This is a genomic window from Providencia sp. wls1943 (genome assembly GCF_009706275.1).
GTDB classification, from domain to species: domain Bacteria; phylum Pseudomonadota; class Gammaproteobacteria; order Enterobacterales; family Enterobacteriaceae; genus Providencia; species Providencia zhijiangensis.
Genome location: NZ_WLTU01000025.1, coordinates 236346 through 256120 on the forward strand (window position 1 = coordinate 236346; position 19775 = coordinate 256120).

16 protein-coding genes are annotated in these 19775 nt (G+C 43.3%); 4 read left to right on the forward strand and 12 right to left on the reverse strand.

Features of this window, described 5'->3' with window-relative positions:
• Positions 1 to 540: 540 nt before the first annotated feature.
• The 8 genes from sucD to sdhC all read right to left on the reverse strand — a co-directional run bounded on the left by sucD (position 541) and on the right by sdhC (position 10368).
• The gene (gene sucD, locus GKR48_RS15200) at positions 541 to 1413 is read right to left on the reverse strand and encodes a succinate--CoA ligase subunit alpha (RefSeq protein ID WP_036947794.1); all 873 of its coding nucleotides are present in this window, start codon (positions 1411 to 1413) and stop codon (positions 541 to 543) included.
• A complete protein-coding gene (sucC, locus tag GKR48_RS15205; protein WP_154604643.1) occupies positions 1413 to 2579 on the reverse strand; it encodes an ADP-forming succinate--CoA ligase subunit beta in 1167 nt (388 codons plus the stop codon). Before sucC ends, sucD begins: the two co-directional genes overlap by 1 nt.
• A gap of 132 nt (positions 2580 to 2711) precedes the next feature.
• The gene (gene odhB / locus GKR48_RS15210; RefSeq protein WP_036947796.1) at positions 2712 to 3920 is read right to left on the reverse strand and encodes a 2-oxoglutarate dehydrogenase complex dihydrolipoyllysine-residue succinyltransferase; all 1209 of its coding nucleotides are present in this window, start codon (positions 3918 to 3920) and stop codon (positions 2712 to 2714) included.
• 14 nt (positions 3921 to 3934) lie between these two features.
• Positions 3935 to 6742 (reverse strand): 2-oxoglutarate dehydrogenase E1 component, encoded by a 2808-nt coding sequence (gene sucA, locus GKR48_RS15215; RefSeq protein WP_154628676.1) that lies wholly within the window; start codon positions 6740 to 6742, stop codon positions 3935 to 3937.
• 378 nt (positions 6743 to 7120) lie between these two features.
• Positions 7121 to 7837, reverse strand: coding sequence for a succinate dehydrogenase iron-sulfur subunit (locus GKR48_RS15220; RefSeq protein ID WP_036947808.1), 717 nt, complete (start codon positions 7835 to 7837; stop codon positions 7121 to 7123).
• Positions 7838 to 7872: 35 nt separating this feature from the next.
• Positions 7873 to 9639, reverse strand: a complete 1767-nt coding sequence (gene sdhA / locus GKR48_RS15225; protein ID WP_108479381.1) for a succinate dehydrogenase flavoprotein subunit — start codon at positions 9637 to 9639, stop codon at positions 7873 to 7875.
• Position 9640: 1 nt separating this feature from the next.
• Entirely contained in the window at positions 9641 to 9985 is a 345-nt protein-coding gene (sdhD, locus tag GKR48_RS15230) for a succinate dehydrogenase membrane anchor subunit (protein ID WP_036947812.1), read from the reverse strand.
• Complete coding sequence (gene sdhC / locus GKR48_RS15235) at positions 9979 to 10368, reverse strand: succinate dehydrogenase cytochrome b556 subunit (protein WP_004909059.1); 390 nt, start codon at positions 10366 to 10368, stop codon at positions 9979 to 9981. Before sdhC ends, sdhD begins: the two co-directional genes overlap by 7 nt.
• A gap of 652 nt (positions 10369 to 11020) precedes the next feature.
• Here sdhC and GKR48_RS15240 point away from each other — a divergent pair.
• Positions 11021 to 12307, forward strand: a complete 1287-nt coding sequence (locus GKR48_RS15240) for a citrate synthase (protein WP_154628677.1) — start codon at positions 11021 to 11023, stop codon at positions 12305 to 12307.
• A gap of 68 nt (positions 12308 to 12375) precedes the next feature.
• Here the strand turns inward: GKR48_RS15240 and GKR48_RS15245 are convergent, their stop codons facing one another.
• On the reverse strand, positions 12376 to 13152 hold the full coding sequence (locus GKR48_RS15245; RefSeq protein WP_154628678.1) for an AraC family transcriptional regulator: 777 nt from the start codon (positions 13150 to 13152) through the stop codon (positions 12376 to 12378).
• A gap of 110 nt (positions 13153 to 13262) precedes the next feature.
• Here GKR48_RS15245 and GKR48_RS15250 point away from each other — a divergent pair, with 110 nt between their 5' ends.
• Entirely contained in the window at positions 13263 to 14387 is a 1125-nt protein-coding gene (locus GKR48_RS15250) for an MFS transporter (RefSeq protein ID WP_154628679.1), read from the forward strand.
• Positions 14388 to 14594: 207 nt separating this feature from the next.
• On the opposite strand, the gene GKR48_RS15255 is transcribed toward GKR48_RS15250, so the two are convergent.
• From GKR48_RS15255 to GKR48_RS15265, 3 genes are all read right to left on the reverse strand, one after another.
• Positions 14595 to 15338, reverse strand: a complete 744-nt coding sequence (locus GKR48_RS15255; RefSeq protein ID WP_154628680.1) for a type 2 GTP cyclohydrolase I — start codon at positions 15336 to 15338, stop codon at positions 14595 to 14597.
• 194 nt (positions 15339 to 15532) lie between these two features.
• The gene (locus GKR48_RS15260) at positions 15533 to 17029 is read right to left on the reverse strand and encodes a C69 family dipeptidase (RefSeq protein ID WP_154628681.1); all 1497 of its coding nucleotides are present in this window, start codon (positions 17027 to 17029) and stop codon (positions 15533 to 15535) included.
• Positions 17030 to 17309: 280 nt separating this feature from the next.
• Positions 17310 to 17516 carry a YbfA family protein gene (locus GKR48_RS15265; RefSeq protein ID WP_006660462.1) on the reverse strand — a complete coding sequence of 69 codons (207 nt, stop codon included), beginning with the start codon at positions 17514 to 17516 and terminating at the stop codon, positions 17310 to 17312.
• A gap of 451 nt (positions 17517 to 17967) precedes the next feature.
• Here GKR48_RS15265 and kdpF point away from each other — a divergent pair, with 451 nt between their 5' ends.
• The gene (gene kdpF / locus GKR48_RS18235; protein WP_071524944.1) at positions 17968 to 18057 is read left to right on the forward strand and encodes a K(+)-transporting ATPase subunit F; all 90 of its coding nucleotides are present in this window, start codon (positions 17968 to 17970) and stop codon (positions 18055 to 18057) included.
• A gap of 1 nt (position 18058) precedes the next feature.
• The gene (kdpA, locus tag GKR48_RS15275) at positions 18059 to 19762 is read left to right on the forward strand and encodes a potassium-transporting ATPase subunit KdpA (protein WP_154628683.1); all 1704 of its coding nucleotides are present in this window, start codon (positions 18059 to 18061) and stop codon (positions 19760 to 19762) included.
• Positions 19763 to 19775 lie beyond the last annotated feature (13 nt).

Here is a 19775-nt window from a genome sequence, read left to right on the forward strand (position 1 = left end):
AGCTAGTGGTAATAAATTGATTTACGTCAATTTTTTCTCACTTGTTAATTGATTGCGTCCCGATTCAAATAATAGTTAGCCAGTTGTTAACTATCTGTTATTTTAATTGATATAGGTTTTTTTACTTTTTTAATAAGATTAAAACAAAATGATAACTTTTGTTTTTTTCAATCTAAAAAAGAATGTTTATTTATAATAGCAGCCCATTTCTAAATTATTACTTTATTTATTAATAAAGATAATTATCGTAGAAAAAGCTCTATATTCAGTTAATCAAAATAATTTCAAAATAAAAAATTGATCTAATATCAAATTAGACTTTTTTCATTTTGTGCTATTTCATATTCAATAATAAACTTACTCAAAACTTACTATTTATGCTGATTTATTTTGGTATTACTCATTAAAAATCCTACCTTTTAAGCTTTTAGTAGGAATGACATGAAATAAGTACAATCATTAGCCATAAAAAAACCCGTACTTCCTAGAAAGCACGGGCTTCGTCTCTTACGTTATACGAGCTATAAGCTCATATTGCGCTTATTTGTTTAGCATAGACTTCACAGCATCGCCGATATCAGCCAAGCTACGTACAGTTTTCACGCCAGCGGCTTCTAAAGCAGCAAATTTCTCGTCGGCAGTACCTTTACCACCAGCGATAATTGCACCAGCATGTCCCATACGCTTACCTTTAGGTGCAGTCACACCCGCGATATAGCCAACAACAGGCTTAGTAACGTGTTCTTTGATGTATGCAGCCGCTTCTTCTTCCGCGTTACCACCGATTTCACCGATCATCACGATCGCTTCAGTTTGTGGGTCTTCTTGGAATAATTTCAGGATATCGATAAAGTTTGAACCAGGAATTGGGTCACCACCGATACCAACACAAGTAGATTGGCCTAAACCTGCATCCGTTGTTTGTTTTACCGCTTCATAAGTCAGTGTACCTGAGCGTGAAACAATACCAACTTTACCTGGCATATGAATGTGGCCAGGTTGGATACCGATTTTGCACTCGCCCGGAGTGATAACACCTGGGCAGTTAGGGCCAATCATACGAACGCCAGCTTCGTCTAATTTCACTTTAACAGTCAGCATATCCAGTGTTGGAATACCTTCTGTGATAGTGATGATCAGTTTGATACCTGCATCAATCGCTTCAAGGATAGAATCCTTACAAAATGGTGCTGGCACGTAGATAACAGATGCTGTTGCACCCGTTGCTTCTACTGCTTCACGCACAGTGTTAAATACCGGTAAACCTAGGTGAGTTGTACCACCTTTACCTGGCGTTACACCGCCAACCATTTTTGTACCGTAAGCAATAGCTTGTTCGGAGTGGAAAGTACCTTGACCGCCAGTGAATCCTTGGCAAATTACTTTGGTGTTTTTATCGATTAAAATAGACATTATTTAGCCTCCGCCGCTGCTACTGCTTTCTTAGCTGCATCTGTCAGGCTGTTTGCAGCGATAATATTTAAGCCGCTGTCTGCCAGTTTTTTCGCACCTAACTCTGCATTGTTACCTTCTAAACGTACAACTACTGGTACATTCACGCCAACTTCTTCTACTGCACCAATGATGCCGTCTGCAATCAGGTCACAGCGAACGATACCACCAAAAATGTTTACGAATACAGCTTTAACGCTCTTATCTGAAAGAATGATTTTAAACGCTTCAGTTACGCGCTCTTTGGTTGCACCGCCACCAACGTCAAGGAAGTTAGCTGGCGCACCGCCGTGCAGTTTAACGATATCCATGGTACCCATTGCAAGGCCCGCACCGTTAACCATACAACCGATGTTACCATCCAGAGCAACGTAGTTAAGTTCCCATTTAGCTGCTTGAGCTTCACGCGCATCTTCTTGAGATGGATCGTGCATTTCACGCATTTCCGCTTGACGATACAGAGCGTTGCTATCCACGCCTAATTTACCGTCTAAGCAAACTAAATCGCCTTCAGTATTGATAACCAATGGGTTAACTTCGATCAGCGCTAAATCGCGCTCTAAGAACATGGTCGCTAAGCCCATGAAGATTTTAGCGAATTGGCTAACTTGTTTGCCAGTTAAGCCTAATTTGAATGCGAGTTCACGACCTTGATATGGCATTGGGCCAGTCAGTGGATCGATAACAGCTTTGTGGATCAGATCTGGTGTTTCTTCAGCAACTTTTTCAATTTCAACGCCGCCTTCCGTTGAAGCCATGAATACAACACGACGTGTACCACGGTCAACGACTGCACCTAAATACAGTTCTTTAGCGATGTCAGTCGCGCTTTCAACCAAAATTTGGTTAACCGGCTGACCATTTGCATCAGTTTGGTAAGTAACCAGATTCTTACCTAACCATTTCTCAGCAAATTCACGGATGTCATTGATATCTTTTGTAACTTTTACGCCGCCAGCTTTACCACGTCCACCTGCGTGAACTTGGCATTTGATAACCCATGGACCATTACCGATTTTTTTCGCCGCAGCTACTGCTTCTTCTACTGATGAACAGGCATAACCAGTTGGTGCTGGTAAACCATAGCGTGTAAAAAGCTGTTTTGCCTGATACTCGTGTAAATTCATGATGTTCTATCCATAATTGAGTCTGGAGGAGCGTTTATCGCCCCTTGCAATTGTTACAGATTTAGCAGCCAGCGAACTGGCTGCATCGGTTACCTCAGACCGGACAGGTTGTCCCCCTGCCCTGTTATGTTTCTATACGTCTAGCAGTAAACGAGTTGGATCTTCCAACATATCTTTGATAGCCACTAAGAAGCCAACTGATTCACGACCATCAATTAAACGGTGGTCATAAGACAGTGCTAAATACATCATTGGAAGAATTTCTACCTTACCATTAACAGCCATTGGGCGGTCTTTGATGGCATGCATGCCTAAGATTGCGCTTTGTGGTGGGTTAATGATTGGAGTAGACATCAGAGAACCGAACACACCACCGTTAGTGATAGTGAAGTTACCGCCACTTAAATCTTCAACAGTTAATTTACCGTCGCGACCTTTGACAGCCAGCTCTTTAATATTTTTCTCAATATCAGCCATGCTCATTGCATCCACATCACGCAGAACTGGTGTTACCAGGCCACGCGGTGTTGATACCGCAATACTGATATCGAAATAGTTATGGTAAACCACGTCAGAACCATCGATAGAAGCGTTCACTTCTGGATAGCGTTTCAGTGCTTCAACCGCCGCCTTAATGTAGAAAGACATAAAGCCTAAACGTACACCATGACGTTTTTCGAATGCTTCACCGTACTGTGCACGCAGGTCTTTGATAGGCTGCATGTTGATTTCGTTGAAAGTTGTTAACATCGCCGTGCTGTTTTTCGCTTCCAACAGACGTTCTGCAATACGTTTACGCAGACGAGTCATCGGAACACGTTTTTCACTACGGTGAGCTAATGGGGCTTGAGCTGCTGCTGGTGCTTGAGCCGCAGGTGCCGCTGCAGGCTTAGCTGCTAAATGTTTTTCAACATCTTCACGAGTCAGACGACCACCAACACCAGTCCCTTTGATATCAGCAGGGTTCAGGTTGTGCTCAGCGACCAGACGACGAATCGCTGGGCTCAGTGCATCGTTGCTTTCTTCTTCTAAGCTCGCCGTTTGGCGTGCTGCTGGTGCAGGTGCTGCTTCTTTAACTTCAGCAGGGATACCTGTGCTATCGCCTAAACGAATGCGACCTAGTAACTGTTTAGATAAAACAGTTGCGCCTTCTTCTTCAATAATGGCTTCCAGAACACCTGCTTCACTTGCAGGAACTTCAAGAACAACTTTGTCTGTTTCGATCTCAACCAGAACTTCGTCACGCTGAACACTGTCACCTGGTTTTTTATGCCATGTGGCAACCGCTGCATCAGCGACGGATTCAGGAAGATCGGGAACAAGAATTTCTACGCTACTCATTTTCTATCCTTTAATTATGCAATGTTCAAAGCGTCATTAACCAGGGCTGCTTGTTGTTCCTGGTGAACGGAGGTATAACCAACTGCTGGAGAAGAAGAAGCTGCTCGACCCGCATAACGTAAAGTTGCGCCTGCTGGGATAGCTTCATGGAAATTGTGCTGGCTGCAATACCAAGCACCTTGGTTCAGTGGCTCTTCTTGGCACCAAACAAAATCTTTCACATGAGCGTACTGAGCCAATACTTTTTGGATATCTTCGCGTGGGAACGGATACAACTGTTCAATACGTACGATAGCCACATCTTTTTGTTCTTTCTTACGACGTTGTTCTAATAAATCGTAATAAACTTTACCGGAACACATAACGACGCGTTTCACATCTTTCGGATTAATTTCGTCAATTTCACCGATAACTGGTTGGAATGAACCATTCGCCAGCTCATCCATGCTAGAAACTGCTAATGGATGACGTAACAGTGACTTAGGTGACATAACAATCAGAGGACGACGCATATCGCGCAGTGCTTGACGGCGTAACATGTGGTAAACCTGAGCTGGTGTTGATGGCACGCACACTTGCATGTTTTGATCCGCACACAGTTGCAGGTAACGCTCTAAACGCGCAGAGGAGTGCTCTGGGCCCTGACCTTCATAACCATGAGGCAGTAACATGACCAGACCACACATACGACCCCATTTTTGCTCACCTGAGCTAATGAATTGGTCGATAACAACTTGCGCACAGTTAGCAAAGTCACCGAACTGAGCTTCCCAAATAGTCAGTGCGCGCGGTTCAGTTGTTGCATAGCCATACTCAAATGCCAATACTGCGTTTTCAGTCAGAACAGAATCCCAAACGTTGAATACGCCTTGACCACTATGAACATTTTGCAGAGGCACGTACACAGAACCATTGGTTTGGTTGTGAACAACTGCATGACGGTGGAAGAACGTGCCACGACCCGCATCTTCACCAGATAAACGGATTGGAATACCTTCATCGACTAACGTACCGTAAGCCAGAGTTTCTGCGGCACCCCAATCGAGTAATTTTTCGCCTTTCGCCATTTCAGCGCGGTCAGAATAAATTTTCTCAACACGAGATTGCGCAACGATGCCTTCAGGGATCGTGCTCAGCTTAGTTGCTAACTCAGTTAAACGTTTAATATCGTAATTAGATTTGTATTGCTCATTCCACTCATGGTTTAAGTACGGTTCCCATGTGTAAGAATGCAGACCCATTTCACGATATTCTTCAACAACACAGTCACCACGGTCTAACGCGTCACGATACAAGTTAACCATTTCAGTGACTTCATTCGCAGAAACCACGCCAGCTTCGATTAAACGGTCTGCGTAGATTTTACGTGGAGTTGGATGCTGTTTGATTTTTTGGTACATGATTGGCTGAGTTGCACTTGGCTCATCAGCTTCGTTGTGGCCATGACGGCGGTAACACACTAAGTCGATCATAACATCGCGCTTAAAGGTGTTACGGAAATCTAAGGCTAAGCGAGTCACAAATGCGACCGCTTCAGGGTCATCAGCATTAACGTGGAAAATAGGTGCCTGCACCATTTTCACGATATCAGTACAGTATTCTGTTGAACGCGTGTCTTTCGGGTTTGAGGTTGTGAAACCAACTTGGTTGTTGATAACGATACGCATGGTACCGCCAACTTCATAACCACGAGCCTGAGACATGTTCAGGGTTTCTTGTACAACACCTTGGCCAGTTACCGCTGAGTCACCGTGAATGGTGATTGGCAGAACCATGTTGCTGCGACCTTCGTCCAGACGGTCACGGCGAGCACGTACAGAACCGATAACCACAGGGCTTACGATTTCTAAGTGTGATGGGTTAAATGCCAGTGCTAAGTGAACACGGGAACCCGCAGTTTCGAAATCAGAAGAGAAACCTTGGTGATATTTAACGTCACCAGCACTTGAATGGTCTTTATGCTTACCAGCAAATTCATCAAATAATTCAGCCGGTTTTTTACCCAGAATGTTGATCAGGACGTTTAGGCGGCCACGGTGCGCCATACCAAGCACCACTTCACGGGTGTCTTGTTTGCCTGCATGATGGATAAGATCCTTCAGCATAGGGATCAGTGCATCACCACCTTCTAAAGAGAAACGTTTTGCACCTGGAAACTTTGCACCAAGGTAACGCTCAAGACCTTCCGCTGCTGTTAATTCAGCTAAGAAGCGACGCTTTTCTTCTTTAGAAAATTGCTGCGCAACATTCACAGATTCTAAACGTTGTTGAATCCAACGTTTTTCTTCTGTGTTAGTAATGTGCATATATTCCGCACCAATGGAGCCGCAATAGATGCGTTTCAGGTGGTCATATAGCTCGCTGAGTTTCATGGTTTCTTTGCCAATTGCAAATGAACCCACGTTGAAAGTTTCGTCGAAATCTTCTTTGGTTAGGTTATGGAATGTAGGGTCCAGATCTGGAACGGCTTCGCGTTTCCAAAGTCCTAACGGGTCGAGATTTGCATTTTGATGTCCGCGGAAGCGGAAGGCATTGATAAGCTGCAAAACTTTAACTTGTTTTGCGTCGATCGTTGGATCGCTAACAGAGGTGTGGTAACGGGTAGAATCTTTTGCTAAGCGACGGAAGTATTCTCGTGCTTGCGAGTGTAATTGCTCACCGCTATTACCCGCTCCAGGTAGTTGCTGGAAGATTTCTCTCCATTCGACATCTACGGAATTAGGGTCAGTCAGATAATCTTCATAGAGCTGTTCTATATAAGACTGGTTCGCGCCTGCCAGAAAGCTTGAATCCAGCCAGTCCTTCATTACGCCGTTCTGCATTGTGATCCCTTAAGCTTTATAAGCTTTAGTTTTCGCCGTGGTTAACTAATCGCCGCATTTAAGCGACCTCGATAAAGGTTCTCTTGGACGTGCTTTTTGCATGTTCTCACTTTGGGAGTCCCTCTTATCAATTAAGGGTTTCCCTTTTAAGGAACCTTTAAAAACTGTCTACGGTTTTTAAAGGTTCCTTGCTTTCGCAAGTGTCTTCATCTGGTTTTGCAGTTGGCTTTTTACTTTCACTTTTTGACTTTTTACTTTACGTTTCAGTGATTCGATTTAAGACTTGTGTTTACTTTACGCTTATTTTTTACTTTAAGTACGTATTTTGTGCTATCTGAATTTAGCCTACGGCACCTAAGCGCCGCAGGCTGTATCGATTTAGGCGCTATGTTTCAATAACATAGACTTAATATGACCGATAGCTTTCGTTGGATTTAGTCCTTTAGGGCATACATTGACACAATTCATGATGCTATGACAGCGGAAAACACTAAAAGCGTCGTTCAGATCATCTAATCGTGAATCTGTTTCAGTATCGCGACTATCAATTAAGAATCTATATGCAGCTAGTAGACCTGCTGGACCGATAAATTTGTCCGGATTCCACCAGAAGGATGGGCATGAAGTTGAACAGCATGCACACAGAATACACTCGTAAAGACCATCAAGTTTTTCACGTTGTTCTGGTAGCTGTAAGTTTTCACGCGCCGGCGGATTCTTATTATCATTAAGAAGATACGGACGAATTTTTTCGTATTGAGTATAAAATTGTGTCATGTCGATGATCAGGTCACGAATCACTGGCAGACCTGGTAATGGACGGATCACAATTTTTTTACCACTACGGGTTAAAGCAGACAATGGCGTGATACAAGCCAGTCCGTTTTTACCGTTCATGTTCAGACCATCAGAACCACACACACCTTCACGGCAAGAACGACGGAATGAGAGTGTCGGATCTTGTTCTTTTAACTGAATTAACGCATCCAGCAGCATCATGTCACGCCCTTCTTTCACTTCAAGGGTGTAATCTTGCATGCGTGGCGCATTGTCTACATCAGGATTATAACGATAAATCGAAAATTCTAGTTTCATAGTTTATTTCTCCGCAACTGGATTAACACCACGCATTAATAAGTACGAATCTTCGGTGGGAAGGCTTCACGCAACTTAGGTTGCATGTTCACTTCACGACGAGTCATCGTTTCAGATTGCGGTAGATATAATGAGTGACATAACCAATTTGCATCATCACGATCTGGGAAGTCAAAGCGGCTATGAGCACCACGGCTCTCTGTACGGAAGTTTGCAGCTTGTGCCGTTGCATAAGCAGTTTCCATCAGGTTATCCAGCTCTAAACATTCGATACGTTGGGTATTGAACTCAGTTGAAGTGTCATCCAGACGCGCATTTTTCAGACGTTCACGGATTTCTTTCAGCTCTTCTAAGCCCTTCGCCATTGCATCCCCTTCACGGAATACGGAGAAGTTGTTCTGCATACAAGATTGCAGTGCTTTACGGATATCAGTTGGATCTTCACCCGTACGCGCATTTTCCCAACGATTGAAACGAGCCATTGCTGCATCGATGTCTGATTCAGATGCATCACGCATTGGACCTTGTTCCATGATGGATTCATTCAAGTGTAAACCAGCAGAACGACCAAATACCACGAGGTCAAGCAGGGAGTTACCACCTAAACGGTTAGCGCCATGTACAGATACACAAGCAATCTCACCTACAGCAAACAGACCCGGAATCACTTCGTCTTCGCCTTTTTCGTTATAGCGAATCGCTTGACCCGTCACTTTAGTTGGAATACCACCCATCATATAGTGACACGTTGGGATAACTGGAATTGGTTCTTTAACTGGGTCAACGTGGGCAAAGGTACGAGATAATTCAAGGATACCCGGTAAGCGAGATTCCAGAACGTCTTTTCCTAAGTGATCCAGTTTCAGTTTCGCGTGTGGACCCCATGGGCCATCACAACCACGGCCTTCACGGATTTCAATCATGATTGAACGTGCAACAACGTCGCGACCTGCAAGGTCTTTCGCGTTTGGTGCATAACGCTCCATGAAGCGCTCACCATCTTTATTCAGCAGGTAACCGCCTTCACCACGACAACCTTCTGTGACCAGAACACCTGCGCCAGCGATACCCGTTGGGTGGAATTGCCACATTTCCATATCTTGTAATGGAACACCAGCACGCACAGCCATACCAACACCGTCACCCGTATTGATGTGTGCGTTAGTGGTGGATTGGTAAATACGGCCTGCACCGCCCGTTGCTAAGATGGTTGCTTTCGCTTTGAAGTAAACCAACTCGCCCGTTTCCATGCAGATTGCAGTACAACCTACGATATCGCCATCTTGGTTTTTCACTAAATCCAGTGCATACCATTCAGAAAAAATCGTAGTGTGGTTTTTTAAGTTTTGCTGATACAGAGTATGTAACAGTGCGTGACCAGTACGGTCAGCTGCCGCAGCAGTACGTGCCGCTTGCTCGCCACCGAAATTCTTAGACTGACCACCGAATGGACGTTGATAAATACGGCCATCATCAAGACGAGAGAAAGGCAATCCCATATGTTCTAATTCAAGGATAGCTTCCGGTCCTGTTTTACACATGTATTCGATAGCGTCTTGGTCACCGATATAGTCGGAACCTTTAACAGTATCGTACATATGCCATTCCCAGTTGTCAGGGTGTGTGTTACCGAGTGCAACAGTGATACCACCTTGCGCTGACACAGTATGAGAACGAGTTGGAAATACTTTAGATAACAAAGCACAAGATAGGCCTTGTTGAGAAATTTGTAGTGCTGCGCGCATACCTGCACCGCCCGCACCGATAACGATAGCGTCAAACTCTCTGATTGGCAGATTCATTTTATGCACCCCACACAACAATTGTTCCGTAAATTAAGTAAGCCAGCAAACCAACCACGATGGCCAGTTGCAGCACTAGACGAATCGCCAGTGGCTTAACATAGTCAGTCAGTACTTGCCACATACCAATCCAGGCATGCACAAGAATCGAGAACAATGTGAGGATAGTGAATACTTTGGTCACAGAGGAGGCAAAGAAACCACGCCATACTTCATAGGTAATATCATTAATCGCTACGAAGCCAACAATGTAGAGTACGTAGAGGACGATAACGATCGCCGAACCACGGATTAACAGCCAGTCCTGGATACCAGTACGGCCTAAAGCTGATGCATTACTTACCATACTAAGATCCCCGCCAGAATTGCCAGAATTACAGTAATTACAAATGTAATTTTTGCGGATGAGTTGCCCGCAGCAAGGGTTTCATCAACACAACCGAAATCCATCAGCATATGACGAATACCACCACAAATGTGGTAAGCCAGCGCTGTTAAGATCCCCCAAAGAATGAACTTAGCAAAAAAGCCAGTCATTATTTCAGACGCGTATTGAAAACCTTCTGGAGAGGAGAGAGAAGTCCCTAGCAACCAAAGCAGAATACCAACTGCGATGAGAGTAATGACGCCAGAGACACGGTGCAAGATCGAAGATATTGCAGTAATCGGAAAGTGAATCGTCTGCAAATCAAGGTTGACAGGTCTTTGTTTTTTCACAATTTTGCCCACACAGCTCTTTATTATTTTCCATCCTCCGGACCTGGGGTGGAAATCAGACAGCGACAGGGGTACAAAATGCAACTTAACACAAACTTTAATCCATCATGTTTGAATAAAGTTGCATACTGATCACGCTGGGAACTCCTACTCAGGGTAATCCGGAGACCTGGCGCCAGTATAAAGTCTTCACATTGCTATTACAATTCCCACACAAAAGGTTTGGAGACATTTAGCCCGAACAGTGAGAAGGATCACGATTTAAACATTTTATATAAATGTGCTTATCTTATTTGACAATGATTCAACATTTATCTTACATATATGCCTGACAGATTTATCTGAATACGTTACGGATGACCCAAAGTCGTGTAGTAATGTGAATGAGTATGCAAGTATAAACAAAAGTTATGAAAGTTGTTTCCCTTACCACAAATAATGATATTGTAGAGAAAACAACAAAAAAAGAACATAACGCCCTATACACTCGCAAACAACCTAACCACATTGTTATCGGTATTGATATTGGTTGCCGGATTTCAAGGTTTTATGTGATATCCCGCTGATTTTCTCAACACACCGATAGAACAATGCACAAAGACGCAGTATAACGCTGAGTTCTGGGTTGTTGAGTGTGGATTATCAAGCGCTAAGGAGACCGTAAATGGCTGATAACAAAGCTAAGATAATGACTGAAAGTAAAGGTGATTTCGAACTAGACATCCTAAGCCCGACCATTGGCCAAGATGTTATCGATGTACGAGCTTTAGGTTCTAAAGGGTTCTTCACATACGACCCCGGTTTTACTTCTACCGCATCCTGTGAGTCAAAAATTACCTATATCGATGGTGATAAAGGCGTTCTACTCCACCGTGGTTTCCCAATTGATCAACTCGCCACTCAAGCCTCATACCTTGAAGTCTGTTATATCCTGTTATACGGCGAAGCACCAACCCAAGAACAGTACAATACATTTAAAAATACGGTGACTCGCCACACCATGATCCATGAGCAAATCACTCGTATGCTTAATGGTTTCCGTCGTGATTCTCACCCAATGGCAGTTCTGTGTGGGGTAACAGGTGCTCTAGCGGCGTTCTACCACGATGCATTAGACGTTAATAACCCTCGCCACCGTGAAATCACCGCTTACCGTCTGCTGTCTAAAATGCCGACCGTTGCAGCGATGTGTTACAAATACTCTATCGGACAACCTTTTGTTTATCCTCGTAATAATTTATCTTACGCGGGTAACTTCTTGCATATGATGTTCTCGACCCCATGTGAAGAATATGTGGTTAACCCAGTACTTGAGCGCGCAATGGACCGTATTTTGATCCTGCACGCTGACCACGAACAAAACGCATCAACCTCAACAGTCCGTACCGCAGGTTCTTCCGGCGCTAACCCATTTGCGTGCATTGCAGCAGGTATCGCATCTCTGTGGGGGCCAGCTCATGGTGGTGCTAACGAAGCCTGCTTACGTATGCTTGAAGAAATTCAAACTGTTGAGCACATCCCAGCATTTATCGAACGTGCGAAAGATAAGAACGACTCTTTCCGCCTAATGGGCTTCGGTCACCGCGTTTATAAAAACCATGACCCGCGCGCTACCGTTATGCGTGAAACTTGCCATGAAGTCCTGAACGAGCTAGGTCTCAATGACAGCCTGCTTGAAGTGGCAATGGAATTAGAACGCATCGCGCTGAACGACCCGTACTTCATTGAGAAGAAACTGTACCCTAACGTTGACTTCTACTCAGGTATCATCCTGAAAGCAATGGGTATTCCATCTTCAATGTTCACGGTTATCTTCGCGATTGCACGTACCATTGGTTGGATTGCACATTGGAACGAAATGCACGATGAAGGTCTGAAAATTGCACGTCCTCGCCAACTGTACACTGGCTACGACAGACGTGAATTCAGCTCTGAGTTAGACAAAAAATAATTTAACTCACTCATCACTAAAGCCTCGAAGATTCGGGGCTTTTTAATTTCTAACATTCTATTTTTATTCTATTTTTTTAGTCTTGATTCACCGCTGTATTCTCGCGGTGTCATCCCGCTCATTTTGCGGAAAAAACTAATAAATGCGCTGTCACTGGCTAAACCTAACTCTTGAGTAATAAATCCGTAAGTTTTCTCCTGCGCTAATAGCTCTATCCCTTTGATAAACCGCCATTGTTGACGCCACGCTTGATAGCTCATTCCTGTCTCTTTTAGAAAAACTCGAGTAATAGTTTTCTCACTGGCACCAACCGTTTGAGCTAATTGGTTCAAAGGTGGAGGAAGTCGTTCTAGATCAAGGGACTTAAAGCGCCGGTCCTGAGGTAAAGAAAGTAGCGTAGGCTCCGCGGTTGCACATTGTAATTCATCAATAAAAACAGGCAGTAACCTTGCTAGTCGCCCTTCTCGCCAGTCACTCTCAAAAGGCGCCACCGCGATGCGTTCCAGCAACTCTCGAAGCAAAGGAGAGATACTTAAAATAGACACCTGGCCAGATATTTGCTGCGCATATTCTTGGCTTAGGTAAACAGACCGATACCCTACCGAAGCACGCATTTGTGCTCGATGCTGTGTAAATGGCGGGATCCACGCGACTCTCCCCGGTGGTAGTAACGAAATTTCATTCTGTAAACTAATACGAATGCATCCTTGTTGTGTAAATAACAACTGCCCCATTTCATGGGTATGCGCCCCTGAGTCATGTTGCCCCATTTGGGCTGCAATCCCCAATACGGGGGCATCATACCAGTGAGTTTGAAACTCATCCGTCTGTAATAACCACGCCATAAATGTCTCTTTTTTGATATTTATTGTCTTTATTATTGTAATAAGACAAACAAAAAGCCACTAAACTTTGTGCCATTCCACATACTTTGAAAATAAATAGGTAAATCAGTATGGAACGCGTACTTTCTTTATCACTGGCGATCGCTCTAATGATGTTTCCGCAAATTGTCGAAACCATTTATAGCCCAGCGTTAACGGACATTGCGGCTGCATTTCAGGTGAATGCCGAGCAAGCTTCTCAAACGCTCTCGCTCTATTTCTTTGCTTTCGCTTTTGGTGTCGTATTTTGGGGCAGAATGTGCGATGTCATCGGTCGTCGTCCCACTATTTTGCTGGGGCTATTTCTATATGGTATTGCCTCTGTAAGCGCGCTTTTTGTCTCGTATTTCTATGGGTTACTGCTACTGCGTATGTTATCTGCGTTTGGTGCTGCAGTTGGCTCTATTGGCACACAAACCATGATGCGAGACAGTTTCCAAGGTCATACGTTAGCCAAAGTTTTCTCGGTGATGGGCATCGCCTTAGCAATCAGCCCCGCACTTGGGATGATTTTCGGTGCCAGCTTAGTTTGGCTAGGTAGTTACCGAGCCGTTTTTATGGGTTTAGCGTTGTTAGCTGCCATACTTTTGTTATGGTCATGTTATAAGCTTCCTGAGACCAAACCACAGAACGTGATCAAAACCCCATTTTTAACCACGTTTTTACACATGTTAGGGGATAAACGAATTCTCCAAAATGTGATGTTGATTGCATTTTTCAACATTAATTTATTCAGTTATTACCAGCTTGGCCCCTTTATTTTTGAGCAATTAGCGTTCAACCAACAACAATTTGGTCTGACGGGTATTTTATTAGCATTAGGTGTCGGTCTCGGTTCGCTGATTAATCACGTATTGTTGGCGAAAAAATGGTCAGCAGAAAAGCTCGTCAAACTGGCAAGTGGCGTTTCTTTAATCAGCGGCGGCTTAGTTTATCTATTACAAGGTAATATATTATTTGTGTTGCCGATAATGGGCGTTGTGGTGGGCTATGGGGTCGCGATCCCGAATATTTTGGCGCATGCTCTGAATCATTATCAAGACAGAAAAGGCACCGCTGGCGCAATTTTAGGTTTGTTTTACTATTTAGGATTAGCGCTCGGATTAATGGCCGCCGGCGAGGTTCAAAACCTAGGATTAGTGCTCATCACGTCAAGCCTAATTCTGCTCCTTACCGCACTAAAATACCGAACTTAGTTCGTTTTTTATCTTCAAACATATAGAAAATACAAGGAGGTATTCTCTATATTTGAAATCATTTTCTAAAGATTTCACGATAATTTTCTAAATAGTTCATGCTGTGGCAAGGCGGTGAACAAAGACAGCTTGGGGAGCATACACAAGTATGTGACCCAAGTGGCTGCGTGAAACCAACACAGCCACAGCGTGAAATATGACGAAAATTTAGGCTGGGTTATCGATATCGATGAAGGTAGCATCCACCTCATGATTATCATTCAACCACTCCGTCAACGCCTTAATCCCATAACGCTCTGTTGCGTGGTGCCCTGCACTGTAGAAGTGGATCCCCATTTCTCTTGCGATATGAATGGTTTGCTCTGACACTTCCCCTGTCACAAACGCATCTACACCAAATTCTGCCGCTTGCATAATAAAGCCCTGGCCACCGCCAGTACACCATGCAATTTGACGAATTTCTTCTTTGGCGTTGTCACCACAATGCAATACTTTACGCCCTAAGCGTTTTTCTAAACGCTCGGTTAATTCCGCGGGAGTAATGGGTTGGTCGAAAAAGCCAAATGGCATCAGTGGCTCAATGTTGCCATTGACTTGTACACCCATAATGTGAGCCAGTTGTGCATTGTTACCTAATACTGGGTGAGCATCTAATGGTAGGTGATAACCGTACAGGTTAATGTCATTCGCCAACAATGTTTTTAGGCGATTTCTTTTCATGCCTTTGATAATGGCTGGTTCGTTTTTCCAAAAGTAGCCATGATGCACAATCACCGCATCGGCATTGAGTCTGACCGCTTCATCCAATAATGCTTGGCAAGCCGTCACGCCTGTCACAATTTTTTTAACGTGAGGGCGACCCTCTACTTGTAATCCATTTGGAGCATAGTCTTGGATTTCACTGACTTTCAGCTCGTCGTTAATCAGCTCTTCTAACTTAAAATTATGCATAATCGTATCCTTTACCTACTGAATTCCTACTTATTTATATTCAATTAGCATAAACGTAAATGATATTTTTTTCTGCTGTATTTATTGGCAAACTCACACAAGCGAAGAACTCAGTCAAATTTGAAAGAGAGATAATTAAACAAAAAGGCTCCCCCACTGAGAGCCTTCTTGAGTTTACAAAATTGCGACTATTATTAGTCTTTCTTCGATTTATTCGCAAAGAAAATATCAGATTGAATGTCTTCAGTTCGAATAGTGAAAAGTTGGTTAGTTAAATCCTCAGTGAGCTTCTCGGCACTTGCCATCACATCCAGATTAAACTTGTTAAGCATTTTATTGGCGGCGGCTTTATCGGTTTTCGCCATTTTTAAGTAATTCACTTCCATGGCTTTTTGCTCTAACGCCGTTTTCGCTTCCCACTCTTGATAGGCTTTTTTAACAATAGGTGCAAGTTTAGGGTAGTCCGTCATGACTAATGTTTGTAACTTACGGTATTTCCAATAAATAGAATCGCTGTCTGCTTTGTCTGTCCCAATACCATAATGTTTTGGATAAGCTTCTAACCCACTGTAGAAAGGAACAAACGCGGTCAAGTCCGCCATTCCTAGACCAACATATGTCACTTCACCAATTTCTTGCGGTAGCTCTGGGCGTACTTGCATCACATGCGCTTCATAAGTTCTAAACACGCTGATTGGTCGCCATGGCTCTTTTCCGTTTAAGCCATTGGTATATGGGTCATGTTCCGTGCCTTCAAAGTGATTACGTAACATGGCTTTCGCTTCTTCAACAGAAATTTTTTTCTCTGGCGTTAAGAATGGTGCAAAATTTCTTCCATCTGCAATATCTTGTTTTAACGACGGATTAAACTGCTGCTGAATGATCCAAACCCGCGGATCGTTATAATCACGGTCTCGCTCATCATCACGCGTATAGGCTTTAGAAAAATTGAATGCGCCATCTTTAGCTGGGTTGTATAAACCCTTTTCTACTGCAAATTCAACCAGGTTTTTAGAACCTAGCATATCGGGATTATTCACCTCAAACGCTTGTAAACGCCCCTGATTACCCGTTGCAAAGTATTTATCTTTTGCAATTTTTTGAGCCATCCATTGATGACCCGTTCCCGTTTCTAAATACCACAGTTCATTTTTATCGACAACAGCAACACCAAAGCCTTCACCAGCACCTTGGGTTTCAATAATATTACCTAAAATCTCCACCGCTTCACGGGCTGTTTTTGCGCGGGAAAGAAGTACATCTGGAATATCATCTTCGGTAATTCCAGTTTCTTCAACATAGGGATCAAACGCTAATGCTTTAGGAGATGCAAATATAGATTCAGTACCACTGACTCCGACACCTAATTCATTAAATCCAGTCGCACCATGTAATTGTGTTTTCCAATTTGGCACAGTTGTATATCGCAATGAATTTTTTGGTAATGGGTAGGTAAAATTATTAGCACCATTATGTTCTTTTGTACTGTATATTCCGGATTGATTTTTCTTTGCTGGATGAATGACAAAATGCTGAGCTTTTAATGCGCTGCTATCAGCGCTTCTCGCGATAATTAACGAGCCATCATTCGTGGCTTCACTCCCCGCAAGCAGAGTGGTACAAGCCAATCCCGATGATATTAATGCGATATTAATTGACAATGCGACAACACATTTTTTAAATAGAATCATGATATTCCTCATTTGCTATTTATAATTAAATATCTTTTGAATTTTAATAAAATAAAACCTAATTTTATTGGGAATGGATATTAGCAATGAGATAAAGATAATTACCGTGATTCACTTCTCAGTGTCAAATAAGTTAATTTATTTAAATTCCAAATTAAATAACATGACTTTAATTTAAATAACATTGAAGTATAGGAATTAATTATTATGATTTTTATATAAAAAAATCCCCACAATTAAATTATTGCAGGGATATCTTTTTAGTGAATTGAATCACTGATTAACGATGGCTTTCCATCGTCACTTCTGAGCTGGCCAACCACACAGGCTTGTCGCTCGTTTTAGCCCAGACTTTATGCAGGTAGCTATAAAATCTTGCTCTTTTTGGGTAAAAAACCATAACCGGAAACGCAATAATGCCAGCTGTTACAGCAGCAGTGCGGCGTAAAAGTACCTGATTACGGGAATATTCTTGATATGTGGACATCGATATCCTCCTTCAGTAGCCACTTAATTTTGCCGATTCCAGTTTTGCTCTTTACTTCTATTCCACTTGATTCACGTTTAACTCAATTCGCATTGAGCGTAAATCACCAAAGAGGCACTAAAATCGAACACCAAGGTTAATCTTCATTAACGGAATCTATAATAACGCAATTTGTGTAATTAAACTACTCATCTGACCTCTTAAATATAAAATAAATTAACTTTTTGACTCAGTTTCGTTGTTTTATTACGAAATGTAGCAAGATACCGTATAAAACAAACAAATAAATCACATCTCATTAACAAACCATACTTAGATAATTTCTTCATCATCACGAAGCGATTTTAATTGGGCATTTTTATACTATTTTTACACCCCATCTGGTTTTTTTATCAGCTTCTTTACAAGCAAATGCCTAACCTAGCGCAATGGAAATAATAAGGAGATAACAATGTCACTACTTTCCATTTCTGGGGCAGTTCTTGTTGTTGTACTGCTGGTTTATCTGATTTATGCCCTGCTCAACGCGGAGAATTTCTGATATGGCCACCTATGCGTTTTTATTGATCGCCAGTTTTTTACTGGTTCTTATGCTGTTAGCAAAACCACTCGGCAACTTTATTGCTTATCTGATTGATGGTGATATGCCGCGTGCTATTGCCAAAAGTGAATCGGTATTCTGGCGATTAAGCGGAATCAAACAAGTGGGGCGCGATCTCCCTGAGATGAATTACTGGCAATATGCCATCGCCATTTTGCTATTTAACTTACTGGGTTTTGGCTTACTATTCGTTATTTTAATGTGCCAAGGCTCATTACCGCTCAACCCCCAACATTATCCGGGAATGAGCTGGGACTTAGCTTTCAACACAGCCATTAGTTTTGTGGCCAATACCAACTGGCAATCTTATAGCGGGGAAAATACCCTAAGTTACCTGAGCCAAATGGTCGGGTTAACCGTACAAAACTTCCTTTCAGCAGCCACAGGGATCGCCGTCGTGTTTGCACTTATTCGTGCATTCTCACGCCACGGCAGCAAAACTATTGGTAATGCTTGGGTTGATTTAGCACGTATCACGCTGTATCTCCTGCTGCCATTATCCATTATTTTTGCTTTATTTTTTGTCAGCCAAGGGGTTATTCAAAACTTCTCCCCTTATGTTTTGAGTAACAACCTTGATAGTGCGCCACAACTGTTACCAATGGGACCAGTTGCGTCCCAAGAAGCCATCAAATTATTGGGAACTAACGGTGGTGGATTCTTTGGTGCTAACTCATCTCACCCATTTGAAAACCCAACGGCACTAAGCAACTTTGTTCAAATGTTGGCAATTTTCCTTATTCCAACTGCACTTTGCTTTGCATTTGGCCGTACCGTCAGTGATAACAAACAAGGTCACGCCCTGCTCTGGGCAATGGCGATTATTTTCGTGATTGCCGCCGCCGTTGTGATCCATGAAGAATATGTCGGCAACCCATTCTTAGGCGAGTTGCACGCAAGCAGCACCGCTAACCTTGAAGGGAAAGAGAACCGCTTTGGTACATTAGGATCTGCGCTATATGCCGTTGTCACCACCGCGGCATCTTGTGGTGCAGTCAACTCAATGCACGATTCTTACACTGCATTAGGTGGCATGGTCCCTATGTGGCTAATGCAAATTGGTGAAGTGGTCTTTGGGGGCGTCGGTTCAGGTTTATACGGCATGTTACTGTTTGTTTTACTTGCCGTGTTCTTAGCGGGATTGATGATTGGTCGTACTCCTGAATACCTCGGTAAAAAAATCGAAGTACGTGAAATGAAAATGGTGGCACTGGCCATCCTTGTCACGCCAACTTTAGTGCTACTTGGCACCACGATTTCACTGATGACCGAAGCAGGACGCGCCGGCATTCTTAACCCGGGCGCTCACGGATTTAGCGAAGTGCTATACGCCTTCTCATCCGCCGCTAATAACAACGGCAGCGCCTTTGCAGGATTAAGCGCGAACACGCCGTATTACAACGTGATGCTGGCATTAGCTATGTTCCTTGGGCGTTTCGGTGTGATTTTCCCAGTATTAGCGATTGCAGGCTCTATGGCCGTAAAAAAACCACAAGCCGCCAGCCTTGCAACATTGCCGACACACGGTCCACTGTTTATCGGTTTATTAATCATGACTGTTCTTCTCATTGGTGCACTGACTTTTGTCCCTGCGCTTGCGTTAGGGCCAATCGCAGAACATCTGCAAATTTGGTTAGCGGCATAATGAGGGTGAAAAA

What these genes read in the sequence shown, in the direction of transcription:
- sucD (WP_036947794.1), bottom strand. Translation starts at nt 1,413, where the DNA reads ATGTCTATTTTAATCGATAAAAACACCAAAGTAATTTGCCAAGGATTC.
- sucC (WP_154604643.1), bottom strand. Translation starts at nt 2,579, where the DNA reads ATGAATTTACACGAGTATCAGGCAAAACAGCTTTTTACACGCTATGGT.
- odhB (WP_036947796.1), bottom strand. Translation starts at nt 3,920, where the DNA reads ATGAGTAGCGTAGAAATTCTTGTTCCCGATCTTCCTGAATCCGTCGCT.
- sucA (WP_154628676.1), bottom strand. Translation starts at nt 6,742, where the DNA reads ATGCAGAACGGCGTAATGAAGGACTGGCTGGATTCAAGCTTTCTGGCA.
- GKR48_RS15220 (WP_036947808.1), bottom strand. Translation starts at nt 7,837, where the DNA reads ATGAAACTAGAATTTTCGATTTATCGTTATAATCCTGATGTAGACAAT.
- sdhA (WP_108479381.1), bottom strand. Translation starts at nt 9,639, where the DNA reads ATGAATCTGCCAATCAGAGAGTTTGACGCTATCGTTATCGGTGCGGGC.
- sdhD (WP_036947812.1), bottom strand. Translation starts at nt 9,985, where the DNA reads ATGGTAAGTAATGCATCAGCTTTAGGCCGTACTGGTATCCAGGACTGG.
- GKR48_RS15240 (WP_154628677.1), top strand. Translation starts at nt 11,021, where the DNA reads ATGGCTGATAACAAAGCTAAGATAATGACTGAAAGTAAAGGTGATTTC.
- GKR48_RS15245 (WP_154628678.1), bottom strand. Translation starts at nt 13,152, where the DNA reads ATGGCGTGGTTATTACAGACGGATGAGTTTCAAACTCACTGGTATGAT.
- GKR48_RS15250 (WP_154628679.1), top strand. Translation starts at nt 13,263, where the DNA reads ATGGAACGCGTACTTTCTTTATCACTGGCGATCGCTCTAATGATGTTT.
- GKR48_RS15255 (WP_154628680.1), bottom strand. Translation starts at nt 15,338, where the DNA reads ATGCATAATTTTAAGTTAGAAGAGCTGATTAACGACGAGCTGAAAGTC.
- GKR48_RS15260 (WP_154628681.1), bottom strand. Translation starts at nt 17,029, where the DNA reads ATGATTCTATTTAAAAAATGTGTTGTCGCATTGTCAATTAATATCGCA.
- GKR48_RS15265 (WP_006660462.1), bottom strand. Translation starts at nt 17,516, where the DNA reads ATGTCCACATATCAAGAATATTCCCGTAATCAGGTACTTTTACGCCGC.
- kdpF (WP_071524944.1), top strand. Translation starts at nt 17,968, where the DNA reads ATGTCACTACTTTCCATTTCTGGGGCAGTTCTTGTTGTTGTACTGCTG.
- kdpA (WP_154628683.1), top strand. Translation starts at nt 18,059, where the DNA reads ATGGCCACCTATGCGTTTTTATTGATCGCCAGTTTTTTACTGGTTCTT.